This window comes from Tianweitania sediminis, from assembly GCF_017813335.1.
GTDB lineage: Bacteria > Pseudomonadota > Alphaproteobacteria > Rhizobiales > Rhizobiaceae > Tianweitania > Tianweitania sediminis.
This window is the reverse complement of the sequence record NZ_JAGIYY010000010.1, coordinates 12343-31856: the sequence shown is the minus strand read 5'-3', so window position 1 is coordinate 31856 and position 19514 is coordinate 12343. Positions and strand designations below refer to the sequence as shown.

At 61.3% G+C, this 19514-nt stretch carries 20 protein-coding genes; 7 read left to right on the top strand and 13 right to left on the bottom strand.

Annotated features, from left to right (window positions below; translation table 11 throughout):
• The first annotated feature begins 144 nt into the window (after nt 1–144).
• The 3 genes from uvrA to J5Y06_RS19935 are packed head-to-tail and all read left to right on the top strand — an operon-like array spanning nt 145 to nt 4562.
• Nucleotides 145–3069, top strand: coding sequence for an excinuclease ABC subunit UvrA (uvrA, locus tag J5Y06_RS19945; protein ID WP_209336959.1), 2925 nt, complete (start codon nt 145–147; stop codon nt 3067–3069).
• Nucleotides 3070–3097: 28 nt separating this feature from the next.
• Entirely contained in the window at nt 3098–3724 is a 627-nt protein-coding gene (locus tag J5Y06_RS19940) for a glutathione S-transferase family protein (protein WP_209336958.1), read from the top strand.
• Between the two features lie 31 nt (nt 3725–3755).
• Complete coding sequence (locus tag J5Y06_RS19935) at nt 3756–4562, top strand: DUF72 domain-containing protein (RefSeq protein WP_209336957.1); 807 nt, start codon at nt 3756–3758, stop codon at nt 4560–4562.
• Here J5Y06_RS19935 and J5Y06_RS19930 read toward each other — a convergent pair.
• On the bottom strand, nt 4552–6033 hold the full coding sequence (locus tag J5Y06_RS19930) for an NAD(P)H-hydrate dehydratase (RefSeq protein WP_209336956.1): 1482 nt from the start codon (nt 6031–6033) through the stop codon (nt 4552–4554). The genes J5Y06_RS19935 and J5Y06_RS19930 overlap by 11 nt on opposite strands.
• Before the next feature lie 294 nt (nt 6034–6327).
• Between J5Y06_RS19930 and J5Y06_RS19925 the strand changes: the two genes are divergently transcribed.
• The 3 genes from J5Y06_RS19925 (at nt 6328) to J5Y06_RS19915 (ending at nt 8670) form a co-directional block, all read left to right on the top strand.
• The gene (locus J5Y06_RS19925; protein WP_209336955.1) at nt 6328–6666 is read left to right on the top strand and encodes a P-II family nitrogen regulator; all 339 of its coding nucleotides are present in this window, start codon (nt 6328–6330) and stop codon (nt 6664–6666) included.
• 42 nt (nt 6667–6708) lie between these two features.
• Nucleotides 6709–8118 carry a type I glutamate--ammonia ligase gene (gene glnA, locus J5Y06_RS19920; protein ID WP_209336954.1) on the top strand — a complete coding sequence of 470 codons (1410 nt, stop codon included), beginning with the start codon at nt 6709–6711 and terminating at the stop codon, nt 8116–8118.
• A gap of 84 nt (nt 8119–8202) precedes the next feature.
• On the top strand, nt 8203–8670 hold the full coding sequence (locus tag J5Y06_RS19915; RefSeq protein WP_209336953.1) for a pyridoxamine 5'-phosphate oxidase family protein: 468 nt from the start codon (nt 8203–8205) through the stop codon (nt 8668–8670).
• Nucleotides 8671–8736: 66 nt separating this feature from the next.
• On the opposite strand, the gene J5Y06_RS19910 is transcribed toward J5Y06_RS19915, so the two are convergent.
• Nucleotides 8737–9777, bottom strand: a complete 1041-nt coding sequence (locus J5Y06_RS19910) for a glutamine synthetase beta-grasp domain-containing protein (protein WP_209336952.1) — start codon at nt 9775–9777, stop codon at nt 8737–8739.
• A 356-nt stretch (nt 9778–10133) separates the two neighbouring features.
• Here J5Y06_RS19910 and J5Y06_RS19905 point away from each other — a divergent pair, with 356 nt between their 5' ends.
• A complete protein-coding gene (locus J5Y06_RS19905) occupies nt 10134–10325 on the top strand; it encodes a DUF2735 domain-containing protein (RefSeq protein WP_209336951.1) in 192 nt (63 codons plus the stop codon).
• A gap of 23 nt (nt 10326–10348) precedes the next feature.
• Here J5Y06_RS19905 and J5Y06_RS19900 read toward each other — a convergent pair whose 3' ends face one another.
• The 11 genes from J5Y06_RS19900 to rpsM form a co-directional block, all read right to left on the bottom strand.
• Nucleotides 10349–11143 (bottom strand): ATP12 family chaperone protein, encoded by a 795-nt coding sequence (locus tag J5Y06_RS19900; protein WP_209336950.1) that lies wholly within the window; start codon nt 11141–11143, stop codon nt 10349–10351.
• A gap of 122 nt (nt 11144–11265) precedes the next feature.
• The gene (locus J5Y06_RS19895; protein WP_209336949.1) at nt 11266–12255 is read right to left on the bottom strand and encodes an RluA family pseudouridine synthase; all 990 of its coding nucleotides are present in this window, start codon (nt 12253–12255) and stop codon (nt 11266–11268) included.
• Between the two features lie 33 nt (nt 12256–12288).
• Entirely contained in the window at nt 12289–12666 is a 378-nt protein-coding gene (gene crcB / locus J5Y06_RS19890; RefSeq protein WP_209336948.1) for a fluoride efflux transporter CrcB, read from the bottom strand.
• Between the two features lie 42 nt (nt 12667–12708).
• Nucleotides 12709–13086 (bottom strand): HNH endonuclease, encoded by a 378-nt coding sequence (locus J5Y06_RS23630; RefSeq protein WP_209336947.1) that lies wholly within the window; start codon nt 13084–13086, stop codon nt 12709–12711.
• A 61-nt stretch (nt 13087–13147) separates the two neighbouring features.
• Nucleotides 13148–13906, bottom strand: a complete 759-nt coding sequence (locus J5Y06_RS19880; RefSeq protein WP_209336946.1) for a siderophore-interacting protein — start codon at nt 13904–13906, stop codon at nt 13148–13150.
• Between the two features lie 29 nt (nt 13907–13935).
• Complete coding sequence (locus tag J5Y06_RS19875; RefSeq protein ID WP_209336945.1) at nt 13936–15258, bottom strand: replication-associated recombination protein A; 1323 nt, start codon at nt 15256–15258, stop codon at nt 13936–13938.
• Complete coding sequence (locus J5Y06_RS19870) at nt 15258–16754, bottom strand: DegQ family serine endoprotease (RefSeq protein ID WP_245248163.1); 1497 nt, start codon at nt 16752–16754, stop codon at nt 15258–15260. Before J5Y06_RS19870 ends, J5Y06_RS19875 begins: the two co-directional genes overlap by 1 nt.
• A 142-nt stretch (nt 16755–16896) precedes the next feature.
• Nucleotides 16897–17325: a 50S ribosomal protein L17 gene (gene rplQ, locus J5Y06_RS19865; RefSeq protein ID WP_209336944.1), complete on the bottom strand. Its 429-nt coding sequence runs from the start codon at nt 17323–17325 to the stop codon at nt 16897–16899.
• Between the two features lie 59 nt (nt 17326–17384).
• Nucleotides 17385–18395 (bottom strand): DNA-directed RNA polymerase subunit alpha, encoded by a 1011-nt coding sequence (locus J5Y06_RS19860; protein ID WP_209336943.1) that lies wholly within the window; start codon nt 18393–18395, stop codon nt 17385–17387.
• Between the two features lie 114 nt (nt 18396–18509).
• A complete protein-coding gene (gene rpsK, locus J5Y06_RS19855) occupies nt 18510–18899 on the bottom strand; it encodes a 30S ribosomal protein S11 (RefSeq protein WP_209336942.1) in 390 nt (129 codons plus the stop codon).
• Nucleotides 18900–19047: 148 nt separating this feature from the next.
• Nucleotides 19048–19416: a 30S ribosomal protein S13 gene (gene rpsM, locus J5Y06_RS19850; protein WP_209336941.1), complete on the bottom strand. Its 369-nt coding sequence runs from the start codon at nt 19414–19416 to the stop codon at nt 19048–19050.
• Nucleotides 19417–19514 lie beyond the last annotated feature (98 nt).

Sequence of the window (19514 nt, the reverse complement as noted above, 5' to 3'; positions counted from 1 at the left end):
TTGTTCTTTTTGCTTGCAGCAACCTTCGAACCCGCTAATGCTGCCCCGACAACGTGGACAGGCAGTCCGGGCGTGCCTACATGAGAAACGCGCGCCGCTTGGATGACGCCGCGCCAATCCCGATTGATTCTATTGCGAGGCGGCATGGCCGACCACAAGCATATCTCCATTCGAGGCGCGCGCGAGCACAACCTCAAGAATGTCGATCTCGACCTTCCCCGTGACAGCCTGATCGTGATGACCGGCCTGTCTGGCTCCGGCAAGTCTTCGCTTGCATTTGACACGATCTACGCGGAGGGACAGCGCCGCTATGTCGAAAGCCTTTCGGCCTACGCGCGCCAGTTTCTGGAAATGATGCAGAAGCCCGATGTCGACCAGATCGACGGGCTTTCACCAGCGATCTCGATCGAGCAGAAAACCACCAGCCGAAACCCGCGCTCGACCGTGGGCACGGTGACCGAGATCTATGACTACATGCGCCTGCTTTATGCGCGCGTCGGTGTTCCCTATTCGCCCGCGACGGGCCTGCCGATCGAAAGCCAGACGGTCAGCCAGATGGTGGATCGCGTTATGGCGCTGGAGGAAGGCACGCGCCTTTTCATCATGGCGCCGATGGTTCGTGGCCGTAAGGGCGAATACAAAAAGGAGTTGGCCGAACTCCAGAAAAAGGGCTTTCAGCGGGTCAAGATCGATGGCGAATTCTACGAGATCGCCGACGCGCCTTCGCTGGACAAGAAGTACAAGCATGACATCGACGTCGTGGTTGATCGTGTTGTGGTGCGCGGCGACATCAAGGCGCGCCTGGCGGACAGTCTGGAAACCTGCTTGAAGCTGGCCGAGGGGCTCGCTGTTGCAGAGTTTGCCGATAAGCCGTTGGATGCCAGCCAGACAGGTGCGGACGCGGTCAACAAGTCGAAGAACGAGACGCATGAGCGGATCCTGTTCTCGGAAAAGTTCGCCTGCCCCGTGTCCGGATTCACCATCCCGGAAATTGAGCCGCGGCTGTTTTCCTTCAACAATCCATTCGGTGCCTGCCCCACCTGTGATGGCCTCGGCAGCCAAAGCGCCATCGACGAAGCGCTGGTTGTTCCAGAAGACCATGTCAGCCTGAAGGAAGGCGCTATCGCCCCGTGGGCAAAGTCGAGTTCCCCATACTACGGGCAGACTCTGGAAGGGCTCGGCCGCGAATACGGCTTCAAGCTGTCGGACCGCTGGCGCGACCTTTCCGATGAGGCGAAACAGGCTGTGCTGCATGGCACGGGCGATCGTCAGGTCGCCTTTGCCTATGATGACGGCATGCGGGCCTACAAGACCACCAAGACGTTCGAGGGCGTGATCCCCAATCTGCAGCGGCGCTGGAAGGAAACCGAGTCCGCCTGGATGCGCGAGGAGATCGAGCGCTTCATGTCGGCAACGCCCTGCCCCGCCTGCAAGGGTTTCCGGCTGAAGCCTGAAGCGCTGGCTGTGAAGATCGCGGGGCAGCACATCGGCGAAGCAACGGCCCTGTCGATCCGAAAGGCTGTCGGCTGGTTCGAAGCGCTGCCGGAGCACCTCACCGCCAAGCAGAATGAGATCGCTTACCGCATCCTCAAGGAGATTCGTGAGCGGCTGCGCTTCCTGAACGATGTTGGCCTTGAATATCTGACGCTTGCCCGGAATTCCGGCACGCTGTCGGGCGGCGAAAGCCAGCGCATCCGCTTGGCTTCGCAGATCGGCTCGGGGCTCACCGGCGTCCTGTATGTTCTGGACGAGCCGTCCATTGGCCTTCATCAGCGCGACAATGCGCGCTTGCTCGATACGCTGAAGCACCTGCGCGACCTCGGCAACACGGTGATTGTCGTGGAGCACGACGAGGACGCGATTCTCACCGCTGACTATGTCGTCGATATCGGGCCGGCGGCTGGCGTGCATGGCGGCCAGGTGGTGGCGCAGGGCAAGCCCGCCGAGATCATGCAGAACCCACAATCGCTGACGGGCAAGTACCTGTCTGGTGCCTTGCAGGTGGCCGTGCCGCAGGAGCGTCGCAAGGCGAAGAAGGGCAAGAGCATCAAGGTCGTTGGCGCACGCGGCAACAACCTGCGCAATGTCACCGGCGAGATCCCGCTGGGCACCTTCACGGCCGTGACCGGCGTATCCGGCGGCGGCAAGTCGACCTTCCTGATCGAAACGCTGTTTAAAGCCGCGTCACGCCGCGTGATGGGATCGCGGGAACTGCCGGCGGAGCATGACCGCGTCGAAGGGCTGGAGTTCATCGACAAGGTCATCGACATCGATCAGTCGCCGATCGGACGCACCCCGCGCTCCAACCCTGCCACCTACACTGGTGCTTTCACGCCGATCCGAGACTGGTTCGCCGGTTTGCCGGAAGCCAAGGCGCGCGGCTATCAGCCCGGCCGCTTTTCCTTCAACGTCAAAGGCGGGCGTTGCGAAGCCTGCCAGGGCGACGGTGTCATCAAGATCGAGATGCACTTCCTCCCGGACGTGTATGTCACGTGCGACGTTTGCCACGGCAAGCGCTACAACCGCGAAACGCTGGATGTTACCTTCAAAAGCAAATCGATTGCTGACGTTCTGGATATGACGGTGGAAGAAGGCGTTGAGTTTTTTGCCGCCGTTCCGGTGGTGCGGGACAAGCTGGAAACCCTGAAGCAGGTTGGTCTCGGCTACATCAAGGTTGGGCAGCAGGCGACCACGCTTTCGGGCGGTGAAGCCCAGCGCATCAAGCTCGCCAAGGAGCTTTCCCGCAAAGCTACTGGCAAGACGCTTTATATTCTGGATGAGCCCACCACCGGCCTGCACTTCCACGACGTCGCCAAGCTGCTAGAATTGCTTCAGGAACTGGTGGACCAGGGCAATACGGTGGTGGTGATCGAGCACAATCTCGAGGTCATCAAGACCGCGGACTGGTTGCTGGATTTGGGTCCGGAAGGTGGTGACGGCGGTGGCGAACTGGTTGCCAGCGGCACGCCGGAGGACGTCGTGCGCGAGCCGCGCAGCTATACCGGTAGGTTCCTGAAGGAGCTTCTGGAGCGTCGCCCGACTGCGGCGCGCGCGGAAGCAGCTGAATAGTCATGGGTCACCTGGAGGGGGGCGCGCGATGATCTTGATCGGCCAATACGATTCTTCCTTTGTGCGCCGGGTCGGCATCGCCCTGCGCTTGTACGATCTTCCCTTTGAGCACCGGCCATGGTCGGTGTTCGGAGACGCCGAGCGCATCCGCGAGATCAACCCGCTTACGCGGGTACCGACCCTCGTTCTCGACACCGGTGAGGCGCTGGTCGACAGCACGAGCATCCTCGACTACCTCGACACACTGGCAGGGCCGGAGCGTGCGCTGCATCCGACAGCACAACCGGAGCGCTACCGGGTCATGCGCGTGACGGCTTTGGCCGCTGGCCTGGCCGACAAGACGGTCAGCCTTTTCTACGAGCTTCGTCTCCACGACCAAGCCTCGCAGGCCTGGATCGATCGCTGTCGCACGCAGATGCTGGCAACACTTCAGGTGCTCGAAGGCGAGCGCTCCGCTGTTGCGGGCTCCTTCTGGTTCGGCGACCGCATCACACATGCCGACATCGCCGCCACGGCCTCTTTGAAGCACATGCAGGACTCACATCCGGACCTGGTATCGATGAGTTCCTTTCCTGCGCTCCGCAGGCATGCAGACTTCTTCGAGGCCATGCCGGTCTTTCAGGAGATTTCGCAACCCTTTATCCCACCGGCATAGGACGGCGTTCCGAGTGGTGGAGGCATCAAAGATGAGTTCGAGCGGAACAATCCGTGCCGGCATCGGCGGCTGGACCTTCGAGCCTTGGGAAGGCACGTTCTACCCAAGTGACCTGTCCAAGAAGAGGCAGCTGGAATACGCTTCGCGGCAGCTCAGGACCATCGAGATCAACGGCACCTACTATCGGGGCCAAACGCCAGAAACCTTTGCCAAGTGGGCGGCGGATACGCCGGAAGGCTTTGTGTTTGCCGTGAAGGGCAACCGCTTCGTCACAAACAAGAAGGTGCTGGCGGAAGCCGGCGAGTCGATGAAGCGGTTCTTCGACACGGGCGTGCATGAACTTGGCGACAGGCTTGGGCCCATCGTTTGGCAGTTCGCGCCGACCAAGAAGTTCGAGCCAGACGATTTCGAGGGTTTCCTGAAGCTCCTGCCCGACAGAAGTGGCGGACTGGCGCTTCGCCACGTTCTCGAGGTTCGACACGCCAGCTTCGTCGATCCCGACTTCGTTGCCTTGGCGGAGAAGTACAAGGTGGCGATCTGTCATGCCGATCATCACGCCTATCCGGAAATCGCCGATGTGACGGCGGACTTCGTGTATTCCCGTCTGCAGAAGGGCGAAGACGAGATCCCGACCGCTTACCCGCCCGAGGACATCGCCGCTTGGAGTAGGCATGCAAAAGCGTGGGCGGCGGGCGAGCAGCCGGAAAACTTGCCCTTGGCGGCGCCGGGACGCCAAGCCAAAAAGATGCCGCGCGACGTATTCGTCTACTTCATCCATGAAGGAAAGGTGCGGGCGCCTCAGGCAGCCATGGCCTTGCAAGAGAAGGTCAACGGCTAATCAAGCGCGCCAGCACACGTCGCGCGGCCTGCGGCAGATCTTCCGCAGTTAAGCCGAAGCCTTCCTCCCGCCCCGCTTCCGCGTGAACCCAAACGGCAGCACAGGCGGCCCCGAACGGGGGCATGCCGCCTGCGATCAGCGCCGCAACGATCCCCGCCAGGACGTCTCCCGAGCCGGCAGTCGCCAGCCACACCGTTCCGTTGCTGTTGATGGCCGCACGCCCGTCGGATGCTGCGACCACTGTATCGGGACCTTTCAGGATCACCACAGCCTGGGCACGCCGGGCAGCGAGCCGGGCGCGGTCCACCTTGGATAGCGCCGTGTCGGCAGCGAGATCTGGAAACAGCCGGCCGAACTCGCCCTCATGCGGAGTCAAGACAATGGAGGGTGCCGCCTCAGTCGGCCTGTCCTGGAGCAGGCCCGGATCCCTGGCCAGCAAGGTGATGGCATCGGCATCGAGCACCAAAGCCGTTTCGTTCACCCGAAGGAGTGACGCCACCATCGAGCCGTGCCAATCCCCCGTGCCGAAACCCGGCCCACAAACCACGCTTGCAACCTTGCGCTCCCCGATGAACGTCCGAGCCGCCGCTGCATCTTCCACCCGTCGAAGCATGGTCGCGGTCAGGTGAGCGGCATTCGGCAAAAGCGCGGCTGGCGGACTGAGCACCGTGACGGCGCCCGCGCCTGCCCGCGCGGCGGCTTCGGCTGCTAAACGGGCGGCACCCGAGGACGTTGCACCCCCAGACAGGACGGCGACATGGCCGCGACGGTACTTGTGTGCGGTGGCGTTCGGTTTCGGCAGATGCGGCTGCCAGAGCGCCGGCCCATTCTCCCACAGGCCTGGCTTGATCAGATGGAGAACGGCGTCTGATATCCCAATATCGGCCAAAACGAGGGCGCCGCAAAGCTCACGCCCGGGGTAAAGGAGGTGCCCAGGCTTCTTGCGAAAGAAGGTGACGGTGCAATCTGCCTTTAGAGCATAGCCCAGCACCGCGCCCGTGGCGCCAGACACTCCCGAGGGGAGATCCACCGCAAGCACCCGACATCCGTTCTGACGGATCCGCTGAATGGCAGCAAGATCATCGCCTGCGAGGGCGCGACTGAGCCCGGCACCATAAAGCGCGTCGATCACCAGCGCGCGGACATCCGGCTGAAACTCCGCCAGCGTTCCGACATCACCATCCCACTCCCGAGCAACCTGGTCGGCGTCGCTACCGGGGCGTGCCGGCGCATTCTGCCAAACCCGGACGTCGCATCCGCTTTGCCTCAGCAGGCGCGCGGCGACGAAGCCGTCGCCGCCGTTATTGCCGGGCCCGCACAGCACATCGATGCGTGAATGATCCGGGAAACGCTCGAATGCAACACGGGCAACCGCTGCGCCGGCGTTTCGCATGAGCTGCAGCGTTGTGACCCCACCAGCCGCCGCCAGGCGATCGGCTTCGTTCATCTCCTGGGGATCAAGAATCTGCATGGAAGCACTCGCTATTCCGACGCGTGGCATGATCGCCGTTGGACGATGAATTGCAACAACCGGGCTGCGTTGCACCCTTTGCAGACAGAACGCTCACTGTTTGAGCATGAACTGCCACAAGCTTGAGCACTTCAAAACGCAATCACGCTCCCTTTCCGCCAGCTCTTGGCTTATTGATCAGGCAACGAGCAGAAAGCTGAAGCCTCTAAAGGGCTTGCGACGGCGCGAGGGTCTGGCATGCTTCCTGCTACTCGGATTCACGCGGCGCAAGGCCGCACGCAGGGAGCATGCGCCATGAAGAAGATTGAAGCGATCATCAAGCCCTTCAAGCTCGATGAGGTCAAGGAGGCGCTTCAGGAAGTGGGCCTGCAAGGCATCACCGTCACCGAAGCGAAGGGCTTCGGACGGCAGAAGGGACACACCGAGCTTTACCGTGGCGCTGAATATGTCGTGGACTTCTTGCCCAAGGTGAAAATCGAGGTTGTATTGGGCGACGATGCCGTTGAAGCGGCCATCGACGCAATTCGTAATGCAGCACAGACGGGACGCATCGGAGACGGCAAGATTTTCGTTTCCAATGTCGAGGAAGTCGTGCGAATTCGGACCGGCGAAACCGGCATAGACGCGATCTGACCCATTGGGCGGACCCACCTTCATCGGAGACAGGAAGAGCACATGACGACAGCCAGTGACATCATGAAGCAGATCAAGGACAACGAGGTGAAGTTCGTTGACCTGCGCTTCACTGATCCGAAGGGCAAGATGCACCATGTCACCATGGACATCGCAGAAGTCGACGAGGACATGTTCGCCGACGGCGTGATGTTCGACGGGTCTTCCATCGCCGGCTGGAAGGCGATCAACGAGTCGGACATGGTGCTGATGCCGGACACCGACACCGTCCACATGGATCCCTTCTTTGCGCAGTCGACCATGGTGATCATGTGCGACATCCTGGATCCGGTTTCGGGCGAAGCCTACAACCGCGATCCGCGCGGCACCGCCAAGAAGGCGGAAGCCTATATGAAGTCGGAAGGCGTTGGCGACACGATCTTCGTCGGCCCGGAAGCCGAGTTCTTCATCTTCGATGACGTGAAGTACAAGGCCGACCCCTACAACACCGGCTTCAAGTTAGACTCCACGGAACTGCCGACCAACGACGATACGGACTACGAAACCGGCAACATGGGTCATCGGCCGCGCATGAAGGGCGGCTATTTCCCGGTTCCACCGATCGATTCCGCGCAGGACATGCGCTCGGAGATGCTCACGGTTCTCACCGAGATGGGCGTTCGCACCGAGAAGCACCACCATGAAGTGGCTGCGGCCCAGCACGAACTCGGCTTAAAGTTCGATACGCTGGTGCGCAACGCCGACAAGATGCAGATCTACAAGTATGTCGTGCACCAGGTCGCCAATGCCTACGGCAAGACCGCGACCTTCATGCCGAAGCCGATCTTCGGCGACAACGGCTCGGGCATGCACGTGCACATGTCGATCTGGCGCGACGGCAAGCCGACCTTCGCCGGCAACGAATATGCCGGCCTATCGGAGAACTGCCTGTTCTTCATCGGCGGCGTGATCAAGCACGCCAAGGCGATCAACGCCTTCACCAACCCGCTGACCAACTCCTACAAGCGCCTCGTGCCCGGTTATGAAGCGCCAGTGCTGCTCGCGTACTCGGCGCGCAACCGCTCGGCCTCCTGCCGTATCCCGTTCGGTTCGTCGCCGAAGTCGAAGCGCGTTGAAGTGCGATTCCCGGATCCGGGTGCGAATGCATACCTCGCCTTCGCAGCCCTGCTGATGGCTGGTCTGGACGGCATCAAGAACAAGATCCACCCGGGTCAGCCGATGGACAAGGATCTTTACGATCTGCCGCCGAAGGAACTGAAGAAGATCCCGACCGTGTCCGGTTCGCTGCGCGAGGCCCTGCAGAACCTTGATCGCGATCGCGGATTCCTGAAGGCAGGCGGCGTGTTCGACGATGACCAGATCGACGCTTACATCGAGCTCAAGATGGCCGAGGTCATGCGTTTCGAGATGACGCCGCACCCCGTCGAGTTTGACATGTACTACTCCGTGTAAGGCAGCCGCCTACCGAACAACAAGGGGAGCTCGGCGGACCATCCGCCGGGCTTTTTCTTTGGCTATACGAGGAGTTCTCTCGCCATGAAGATCAACGAGACCTTCCGCGCCGAGCTCGACGGCGCAGTGCTGTGCTGGCTTGCCACTGTGGACGGGGATGGCATGCCGAACGTCACGCCAAAGGAGATCTTCACGGTGCATGACGAGGAAACGCTCGTGGTGGCTGACATCATGTCGTCCAACAGCGTCCGCAACATTGGGGGACAGCCTCGCGCCTGCCTGTCCTTCGTGGATGTGTTTCGTCAGCGGGGGTTCAAAGCGGCGGGCTCGGCCCGCATCATTGCACAAGACGACCCGAACTTCGAGCGGTTCGCGGCAGGCTTGATCGATCTTGCAGGTCCCGATTATCCGGTGCGCAACGTCATCGCCTTACGCATCGAAAAGATCAGCCGGATCTGGGCTCCGAGCTACCAGCTCTTCCCAGAGCGCAGCGAAGGCGAACGCATGGCAGAAGCGTTCCGCCGCTACCGGGTTCGTCCGAACGCCGAATGAAAGGAAACGGCCCGACAGTTGCTGCCGGGCCGTTTCCTCGTGTTCCCCTTTGGAGTAGCTAGCGGCTCAAGCGGCCGCCTTCTTGAAGGCCTCGGTCGGTACTTCCGCAATCGTCTTCAGAACCTGCGAGGCGATCTGGTAAGGGCAGCCCTGCGAGTTCGGACGACGATCCTCGAGATAACCCTTGTAGCCGTTGTTGACGAAGGAGTGGGGCACGCGGATCGAAGCGCCGCGATCCGCCACGCCATAGGAGAACTTGTTCCACGGCGCGGTTTCATGCTTGCCGGTCAGGCGCTTGTCGTTATCAGGGCCGTAGACTGCGATGTGGTCGTGCAGGTTCTTGTCGAAAGCCGCCATCAGCGCCTCGAAATACTCTTTGCCGCCGACTTCGCGCATATAGGCGGTCGAGAAGTTGCAATGCATGCCCGAGCCGTTCCAGTCAGTGTCGCCGAGCGGCTTGCAATGAAACTCGATGTCGATGCCGTATTTCTCGGTTAGGCGCAGGAGTAGGTAACGCGCCATCCAGATCTGGTCCGCGGCTTTCTTCGAGCCCTTGCCGAAGATCTGGAATTCCCATTGGCCCTTGGCCACTTCGGCGTTGATGCCTTCGTGGTTGATGCCAGCCGCGAGGCAAAGGTCGAGGTGCTCTTCAACGATCTGGCGAGCCACGTCGCCGACATTCTTGTAGCCGACGCCCGTGTAATACGGGCCTTGTGGCGCAGGATAGCCGGACGCGGGGAAGCCGAGCGGACGGCCGTCCTTGTAGAAGAAGTATTCCTGTTCGAAGCCGAACCATGCGCCATCATCATCAAGGATCGTGGCACGGCTGTTGGAGGCGTGCGGGGTCACGCCATCCGGCATCATGACTTCGCACATCACCAGCACGCCATTGGTGCGCGCCGGATCGGGATACAAGGCGACCGGCTTGAGAACGCAATCCGAGGAGTGTCCTTCAGCCTGCAAGGTCGATGAGCCATCGAAGCCCCACAGCGGCAGCTCTTCCAGAGTCGGGAAGGAAGCGAATTCCTTGATCTGCGTCTTGCCGCGAAGATTGGGGACAGGCGTGTAACCGTCCAGCCAAATATATTCGAGCTTGTACTTCGTCATTCTAGCCTCTCGCAACCACGACCTGGAACTGCCGCACCGGTCCCGGTCGTGAAGGCACCGGCGGTTCCGCAACCTCCTTTGCAAACCGCGTGCCAATTCGAAGCATAGTGAGCAGGGCCTGCTACCGGGATCCGTTCAGCCCTACAAACCGCCTTAGCGGAACCTGTTTGCCGCCAAACCATTCTGCCTGTTGATCCGGAACATCACAGAAACCAATGCTTCGACGCCTTTTCTCGCCTCCTTCCAAACGGTTCGGGTGATAGATTGCCCAACGAATAATCATGTGATGCATCTATTTTCATCACCTATGCTGCACCCCATCTTCGAGTTCGAGGAGCCAGAAGAAGGAACCTTTCATGTCCCGTCTCCCGCAGGAACAAACGTCAGCAAAGATCTTCCATTTTCCACTCGGAGGCCGTCGCGCGGCCGGCAGCGAGGGCAAGGCCGCGGCTGCAAGCACCATGCGCCCCCTGGTGCCTGTGATGGCGAGCAGCGGCTGGTATCACGACACGGAAATCCAATCGGTCGATCACACCCGGAAGAACTGATGGAGGGCAGTGGGTCGCGCTAGCTAGGTCGCCCGGCGCGCCGCCAGAACAGCGTAAGCTGCTTCCATGTCACGCTTGCGGAACGCGCGGCGTGCGGCAGCTTCTTGGTCCTCGCCCCATTGCGCGATGTTCCAATCTTCGTCAACGTGAGCCGCGGCCCAGGCCTGATCGAACGACAGCGTGCCAGCCTCCAGCGCCAGTGCGATCAGCGCCGAGCCACTAATCGACGTCATCACATGCAGCGACGCCAAACGAAACGGATCGGCGTCCTGACGCAGGTGGTGGCCGATTGCCGCGATGCTTTCGCGCGGCTGCTCCACATGCATCACGCCTTCCGACAAGGTGAACCGCGCTCCAAGGCGCTCCTGCGCCCAGTCCAGCACCGGATCCCATGCGCTGGACTGTGAAACGACGAGAGCATCCGGCGCATCGGCGCGGTAACAGGTCATGTCGCTCGATGCGAAGCGCATGATGTCCTCGATCACCGCCTGCGGGTCCGCAGAGACCCCGTCGATCACCGTGTTCACCAGACGATAAGCCGGCATGGTCGCGAGGTTCACGACGTCTGTCTGAGCGCTGAACTCCGCAGCAACCAGCAAGGCGGCATTTTCGGTCGGCAACACGATGAGCGCCTGAGCAGGCGTGCGGATTGCCTTCCCGTCCAGCAGAACCGTCCAGCCGCCCTCACCCTCCTCCACGTCGACGCTCTTGTAGAAGCGTTTAGGCATTACCGGCTTCGTCAACTGCTGGGCACGCTTCACTGGATCCACGTCCGAATGAAACTTGCTGTCTTCGAGGTCGCTCAGGATGTCACGCATGATCTTGCTTTCGAAGGGAAGGTTGCGCCCGCCCGGGGCGCTTGAAGCGTCGCATCGAAGATGCGTATTGGCCGCCTCGGATCCAAGATCCCAGCGGCGAAGAACCGCACCGACACAGGCACTTACGCCAGATCGTTGCCGGTTGCCTCTTCGAAGCCGATCAGGTTCCAGCTTTGCACCATGTGGGGTGGCATTTCGGCCGTCACGTCAAGCTTGCCGCGTTCCGGATGCGGGATGATGATCCGGCGCGCATGGAGGTGAAGCCGGTTCTGCATGCCGCCAGGAAAGTCCCAATTCGTATCGGCCTCGAAATATTTCGGATCCCCGATGATCGGGCAGCCAAGCTCCAAGGCATGAACGCGTAGCTGGTGGGTTCGCCCGGTGTAAGGCTCCATCTCAAGCCAGCTGAGGTTCTGCCCGGCCTGATCAACGACACGATAGTACGACACCGCGTGATCAGCGCCCTTTTCCCCATGTGCGGCGATGCGCATGCGATCACCGTCCGGGGTTTGTTCCTTGACCAGCCACGTTGAAAGCTTTCCGTCGCGGTTCTTTGGAACGCCTTTCACGAGTGCCCAGTAGGTCTTGCGGGTTTCGCGCGCGCGAAAAGCTTCAGCGAGCTTCATGGCTGCCAGACGTGTACGGGCGACAACAAGTACCCCCGATGTATCACGATCAAGGCGATGCACCAGGCGGGGCTTCTCACCCTTCTTTGAACGCCAGGCTTCCAGGAGGCCATCGACGTGTCTTGTGACGCCGGACCCGCCCTGCACGGCGAGGCCCGACGGCTTGTTGAACACGAAAACCTTGTCGTCTTCGTAGATCAGCATCTTGGCCAGAACGTCGCCGTCCTGCTGCGAGCGGATGGTTTTTGCCGTGAGCGGCCCGGGACTCCCCTTTTCGTCAATCGGCAACGGGGGAACACGGACCATTTGCCCGGGTTGGATACGCGTATCCGCCTTGGCGCGGCCGCCATCCACGCGCACCTGGCCGGAGCGCAAAAGCTTCTGGAGGTGCCCAAAGCCGAGGCCCGGATAATGAACCTTGAACCAGCGGTCGAGGCGCATGCCGGCTTCGTCTGCGCTTACCGCTTTTTGTTCAACCCCGGCCATGTCTTCGTGCTCTCGTTTGCGGCGGCCATAGCATCAGGGGATGACCCTTGCGAGCCATAAACCGAGGAAGACGGCCATCAGCGACAGAAGCACGCTGCCGGCTGCGTAGCCAAAGGCATAGCCTAGCTCTCCGCGCTGCCACAGGGTCGCAAAATCGAGGGAGAAGGCGGAGAAGGTCGTAAAGCCGCCAAGGACCCCCGTCGCCACAAACAAGCGCAACGCGTCTGACGAACTGCCGCGTCGCGCCAACCAGCCGATAAACGCGCCCATGACGAGCGAGCCAAGGATGTTGACGGCCGTTGTATGCCAGGGAAAGGTGGTTAGGCCGGCACGGATCGCCCCAAGGCTGACGAGGTGGCGGGCCGATGCGCCCAAGGCACCGCCGAGTGCCACAAGGAGGAAGTTCAGCATGACCTCAGATGCCCGCAGGCGGAGGCTTTGGTCAAGCTGGCGCTAGGCCGAACTGTCGGGCCAGGTATCGCTCAGGCTTCGCGCCTGTTCCACAGCCGCCAAGGCCATCACGAGCCAAAGGTCCCGCAGTGGCCAGCGTGTCGATCGTTCCCGTGCTCTTACAGATGCGAAGTACGGCGTCAGGAGGAAGTCGGGCAAGCTCGTGTTCGCCTTTGCCTGATTGCAAGGCCGGCAAGCCGGAATGGTGACGTGACGTCCAAGGTGGGCGCGCGGCAGAACGTGGTCGCGTGTTGCTTTGGGTGTGCTACCAGCTTTGCCCTCCAGCTTGTCACCGCAGTAAGCACACCAATGGCGACGATCGTCAGCCCACCAGTTGCCAGTCTTCCTGCTGATCAGTGCGATGGGATTTGCTTGTGACATAAGCGTCCTGCAGATGGATGCTTTACCTCTACAGCCGCATCACTTAACAAAGCTTGGATTCTCAGTCGTCCAGCGGCTGGTGCTCACCCGGCGCACCTTTAACCCAGTAGCCTGCAGCCTTGATCCAGGCGCGCGGATGTCCGCGTTCAAGAAGATGATGCCGCAGAGCCTTGGCGACCGACGCTTCCGCCCCCACGAAGATGAAAGTGTCAGGTGTAAGCAAGAGCGCCCGCACCACGTCGATCACGGCAGTCGCGTCGCCAGCTTGTGAAGCGGGGCGGTGCACCCAGGTGACGCGGCAATCGGCGGGTGATGTGAGCGGCTGTTCCTCGTCGGGATCCGCAACAACAACCACGGCTTGCGCACGGTTGCCGGGCCGCAGCTCCTCCAGACGCCGCGCGATCGCCGGCAGCGCCGTTTCATCGCCGATCAGCAACCACCTCGTCACCTCATCCGAAACGACGAGGGAACCACGCGGACCGCCGATGGTGAGGTGGTCACCGACCTTCGCTCGTGCCGCGAAGTCGCCGGCCGGGCCGCCCGCGTGAAGAACGAAGTCGACCGCAAGCGTGTTCTCTTCCGGATCATAAAAGCGCGGCGTGAAGTCACGCATGTCGTCGCCGAAGAAGAGCTTGATGTGGTCATCCGGAGCTGCGCTAGTAAAGCCCTTCAATTCGTCACCCCCGAGCAGGATGCGCACCATTCCGGGCGACAGGCGATCGACTGCCTTTACAGTCAAGCGGCGCCGAACCAGCTCGTGCTTGATGCGGGTCGTCAACGGCTTGTCAGCAGCGGCGGAGGAGTCGTTCATGGGGATCATCCTAGGAAGCTGAAGGGTGGAAGCAGGCCTCAGCCCTGCCGTTCCCGGCGAAGCTTCGACCAATAATCCAATCGCTTGCGAATTTCCCGCTCAAAGCCGCGGTCGGGCGGATCATAGAAGGTCGGGCGGCCAAGCTTTTCCGGAAAATAGTTCTGGCCGGAAAATGCTTCGGGTTCGTCATGGTCATAGGCGTAGCCCTGTCCGTAGTCCTCGTCCTTCATGAGCTTGGTCGGCGCGTTGAGGATGTGCTTGGGCGGAACGAGAGAACCGTGCTCCTTGGCGGCCCGCATGGCAGCCTTGAAGGCGGTGTACACGCCATTCGACTTGGGCGCGGTTGCCAGATAAACGCAAGCTTCTGCCAGCGCCAGTTCGCCCTCCGGCGAGCCGAGGTAATCAAAGGCGTCTTTGGCCGCGTTGGCGATAACCAATGCCTGGGGATCGGCAAGGCCGATGTCTTCCACAGCCATGCGCACGAGGCGGCGGCCGATGTAAAGCGGGTTCTCGCCGGCATCGAGCATGCGGGCCAGGTAATACAGAGACGCATCGGGGTCGGAGCCGCGCACCGACTTGTGAAGGGCCGAGATGAGATTGTAGTGGCCGTCCTGGCTCTTGTCGTAGACCGGGGCACGGCGCTGCACGACCCGCACGAGTCCGCCACCATCAAAGATCTCGCCGGGTTTGGCAGTGCGCCAGACTTCCTCGGCCAGCGTCAGGGAAGCACGCCCGTCGCCGTCCGCCATGCGAATGAGCATTGCCCGCGCATCGTCATCCAGCGGCAGTGGCTTATTCTCCACCTCCTCCGCACGCGCCAGCAGCTTGCCGATGCTGTCTTCCGAATGGGCTTTGAAGGTCAGAACGCGTGCACGCGACAGCAAAGCCGCATTGAGCTCGAAGGACGGGTTCTCCGTTGTGGCACCGATCAGCACGACCGTGCCGTCTTCCATGACGGGCAGAAACGAATCCTGCTGCGCCCGGTTGAAGCGGTGGATTTCATCCACGAAAAGCAGGGTCTGTCGGCTATTGCCGCGGCGAAGCCTGGCCGCATCAAACACCTTTTTCAGGTCGGCGACGCCGGAGAACACGGCTGAGATCTGTTCAAAGGCAAAGTTGGTTTGGTGGGCAAGCAACCGGGCGACAGTGGTCTTGCCCGTGCCGGGTGGTCCCCAAAAGATCATCGAGCCCAGCGAGCCGGACGCGATCATCCGTGTAAGGACGCCGTCCTCTCCCGTGATGTGTTCCTGCCCCACCACCTCGCCAAGCGTCTTCGGGCGCAAACGATCAGCAAGGGGTCGCGGCGACGGGTCCGCCGCACCCCGTTTCGCTCCATCGCCGGCGCCGAAAAGATCAGCCATCAGAAGCGCAGGGTCTGCTGGATCAGGCGCCCGTCGCGCTCGATCACAAGGCGCCACCAGCGTGCACGGGCGGATGTCGCTTCGCTGAGGTCCTGCGCACCTGTAATCTCGACGTCATTGACCTCGCGGATCACGTCCTTTGGCCGAAAGCCGACGTCAGCAGCTGGTGACGGCGCTTTCACATCCACCACGACCACGCCGACCTTGTTGATGGGCATGCCGATGCGCTGGGCGAGACCCGGCGACAGCTCGGCAACCCTCACACCTGCCAGTGGACTTGGCCCGCTGATCTCCACCTCGCCCGCCTCGCTTTCGGGTGCTCGTGCGAGCTCAATGGTGACGTCCCGTTCAGCCCCGGACCGCATCACGCGCATGGTGGCGGTGCTTCCAATCTCCTGCGTTGCAAGCCTGTAACCCAGCCCATCGGGGTTCAAGATGGGCATCCCGTTCATGGAAAGGACGACGTCGCCCGCCCGCAGGCCGGCCTTTTCCGCCGGTCCCTCTTCAGCCACATCCGCAACAAGCGCGCCGCGCGGGAGGGACATTCCGAGCGCTTCTGCGATGTTGGGCGTGACAGCGTCGAAGGTCGCGCCCACATAGGGCCGTTCGAAGTAGTCGTTGCCGGCCTTTGCCGAGGCAACAACGGCGCGAACGATGTTCGACGGGATCGCAAAGCCGATTCCGATCGAGCCGCCGGAGCGGCTGTAGATCGCCGTGTTGATGCCGACCAGCCGCCCGCCCATGTCGATCAGCGCGCCGCCCGAATTGCCGGGATTGATGGCCGCATCGGTCTGGATAAAGAAGCCGAAATCATTAACGCCGATGTGGGTCCGCGCAAGCGCCGACACGATGCCGCTGGTGGTTGTTTGCCCCACGCCGAACGGGTTCCCGATCGCTAGAACGAGGTCTCCGACCTGCAGAGCCTCGGAGTCGCCAACGGCCACCACCGGAAATGTACCCCCGCCCTCGATCTGAAGCACCGCAAGATCGAGCGACTCGTCGCGCAGGAGAATGCTTGATTGAAACTCCCGTCCGTCCGCCATCGCAACGCGGATCTCGTCGGCGTCCTTGATGACGTGGTAGTTCGTCACCACGAGACCGGAAGGGTCGACAATAACGCCGGACCCCAACGCCGACTGGGCCCGCGGCGGTAATTGCCGGCCGAAGAACTGCTCGAAAAATGGATCGCCGGCAAAAGGCGAGCGCATCCCCTGCGGCTGCCGCGACGCGTAAACATTCACAACGGCTGGAGCGGTGGCCTTTACCAGAGGTGCAAACGAAAGCTGGAGTTCCTCTTGCCCGAATGGCACCCGCCGCATCCGCTCGCCGGGCGTTGCCGGCTCGACAGGACTCGTTTCTGGCTGCTCGCTGCCAAGAAGATTGCGCAGGAGCGAGCGCAAGCCTCCTCCGTTGTCTTGGCCCATGGCCGACTGGCCGAACAGGAGCAGAGTTGCGAGGCCGAACGCAGCCACGGCGGATCGTTTAAAGAAAGGCATGAACCGAATCCCTGCGAACAAGCGCAGGTTATGTAAGCGATCAGGGCGGGGATGCCATACACATCACACGGCACCTGGTGCTTCAAGAAAGAAAAAGGGGCCGAAAGGCCCCTCTCATCGTCAATGAATACGTGGAAGCCGATCAGGCCGCCTCGTTTTCCTCGGCTTGTTCAGCTTCGTGACGGGCACGATCTGCCGCGCCCTTGGCGGAAACATCGCGATCCACGAATTCGATCACAGCCATGGCAGCATTGTCGCCATGACGGAAGCCCGCCTTCATGATGCGCAGATAACCACCATTGCGGGTGGCATAGCGCGGAGCAATGGTGTCGAACAGGCGCTTGGCCATTGCTTCGCTGCCAATGGCGCTGATGGCCTGGCGGCGAGCATGCAGGTCGCCACGCTTGCCGAGGGTCACCAGCTTCTCCACGATGGGGCGAAGCTCCTTGGCCTTCGGCAACGTCGTCACGATCTGCTCGTGTTCAATCAGCGAGGCAGCCATGTTGGTGAACAGTGCCTTGCGGTGGCTATGGGTCCGATTCAACCGGCGATGGGCACGTCCATGGCGCATGGCTAATCTCCTTTGGGTTTAAGCCGGAAAGCGGAAGTCGCTTCCAGGCTGATGTTGGCTCAATACTGGTCTTCGTAACGCTTGGCGAGATCGTCGATGTTCTCTGGCGGCCATTCGGCCACTTCCATGCCAAGGTGCAGACCCATGGCAGCGAGAACTTCCTTGATCTCGTTCAGCGACTTGCGGCCAAAGTTCGGGGTCCGCAGCATCTCTGCTTCCGACTTCTGGATCAGGTCGCCGATGTAAACGATGTTGTCGTTCTTCAGGCAGTTTGCCGAACGTACCGAAAGCTCCAGCTCGTCGACCTTCTTGAGAAGCGACGGGTTGAAGGCAAGCTCCGTGACCTGCTCGGAAACCTGCTCCTTCTGCGGCTCGTCGAAGTTGACGAACAGGCCGAGCTGGTCCTGCAGGATGCGGGCAGCGAACGCAACAGCATCTTCACCCGTGATCGAACCATTGGTCTCGATCGACATGGTCAGCTTGTCGTAATCGAGAACCTGGCCCTCGCGGGTGTTCTCGACCTTGTAGGACACCTTCTTCACCGGCGAATACAGGCTGTCGACCGGGATCAGGCCGATTGGCGCGTCTTCGGCGCGGTTTCGGTCAGCGGGTACATAGCCCTTGCCGGTATCCACGGTGAATTCCATGCGGATCTCCGCGCCCTCGTCGAGCGTGCAGATCGCGTGGTCGGGATTGAGGATCTCGACATCGCCCACCGTTTGGATGTCGCCGGCTGTCACCGTTCCTGGTCCCGACTTGCGCACGACCATGCGCTTGGGTCCATCGCCTTCCATGCGGATGGCGATTTCCTTGATGTTCAGCACGATGTCCGTGACATCTTCGCGGACGCCGGGGATCGAGGAGAATTCATGCAGCACGCCGTCAATCTGCACGGCGGTGACAGCAGCACCGCGAAGCGAAGAAAGCAGCACGCGACGCAGGGCGTTGCCCAGCGTCAACCCGAAACCACGCTCAAGCGGCTCGGCAACAAGCGTCGTCAACGTCTTGTTCTTCGATGAGAACTCGACCTTGTTCGGCTTGATCAGTTCTTGCCAGTTTTTCTGGATCATTCGTTTCATTCCTTCCTGCGTTGCCACCATCCAATCGTGGCAATCATCGGCTCGGAGAAACCACGAAACGCCAGGCAAGCTGCCCGGCGCAATCGCGGCTCAGATTGGTGCGGCTTAGACGCGGCGCTTCTTGCGCGGGCGGCAGCCATTGTGCGGGATCGGCGTCACGTCGCGGATCGAGGTGATGGTGAACCCGGCAGCCTGAAGGGCGCGCAACGCGGACTCACGACCCGAGCCCGGGCCCGACACTTCAACCTCAAGCGTGCGCATGCCGTGTTCCTGCGCCTTCTTGGCGCAATCTTCAGCAGCCATCTGAGCAGCGAAAGGGGTCGACTTACGCGAACCCTTGAAGCCCTGCGCGCCAGCCGACGACCAAGCGATCGCATTGCCCTGCGCGTCGGTGATCGTCACCATCGTGTTGTTGAAGGTCGAGTTCACGTGGGCGACGCCCGACGAGATGTTCTTGCGTTCGCGACGGCGAATGCGACCGGCATCCTTGGCCATGGTAGTCCTTTCTTATTGATCTCTACGCCGCCGTAGTGCCAGCGGCTCCACCTTACGAAGCGACTAAGTGAGCAGGCAAATAGGTGAATAGGGGAGGCTTTGCCCCATCATTCACCTGTTCGCCTAATCCGCATAGTCGCCTCGCCGATTACTTCTTCTTGCCGGCGATTGCCTTAGCCGGACCCTTGCGGGTGCGCGCATTCGTATGCGTGCGCTGGCCGCGAACCGGCAGGTTGCGGCGGTGACGCAAGCCGCGATACGAACCGAGGTCCATCAGGCGCTTGATGTTCATCGAGGTTTCGCGGCGAAGATCGCCTTCTACCTGGTAATCACGATCAATCGCTTCGCGGATCTGCAGGACTTCAGCGTCGGTCAGCTGGTTGACGCGGCGTTCGGCGGGGATGCCGACCTTGTCGACGATCTCCTGAGCAAAATGCTTGCCGATGCCGTGAATGTACTGCAGCGCAATAACGACGCGCTTGTTGGTCGGGATGTTAACGCCCGCGATACGAGCCATGTGTCTACTCCATGTCGGCCGGTTGAACCGGCGATTGATTATCCCGCGTCCGGTGGAGGCCGGCCCTTGCGGGTTGTTCGGTCGCGACGTCAATGCCA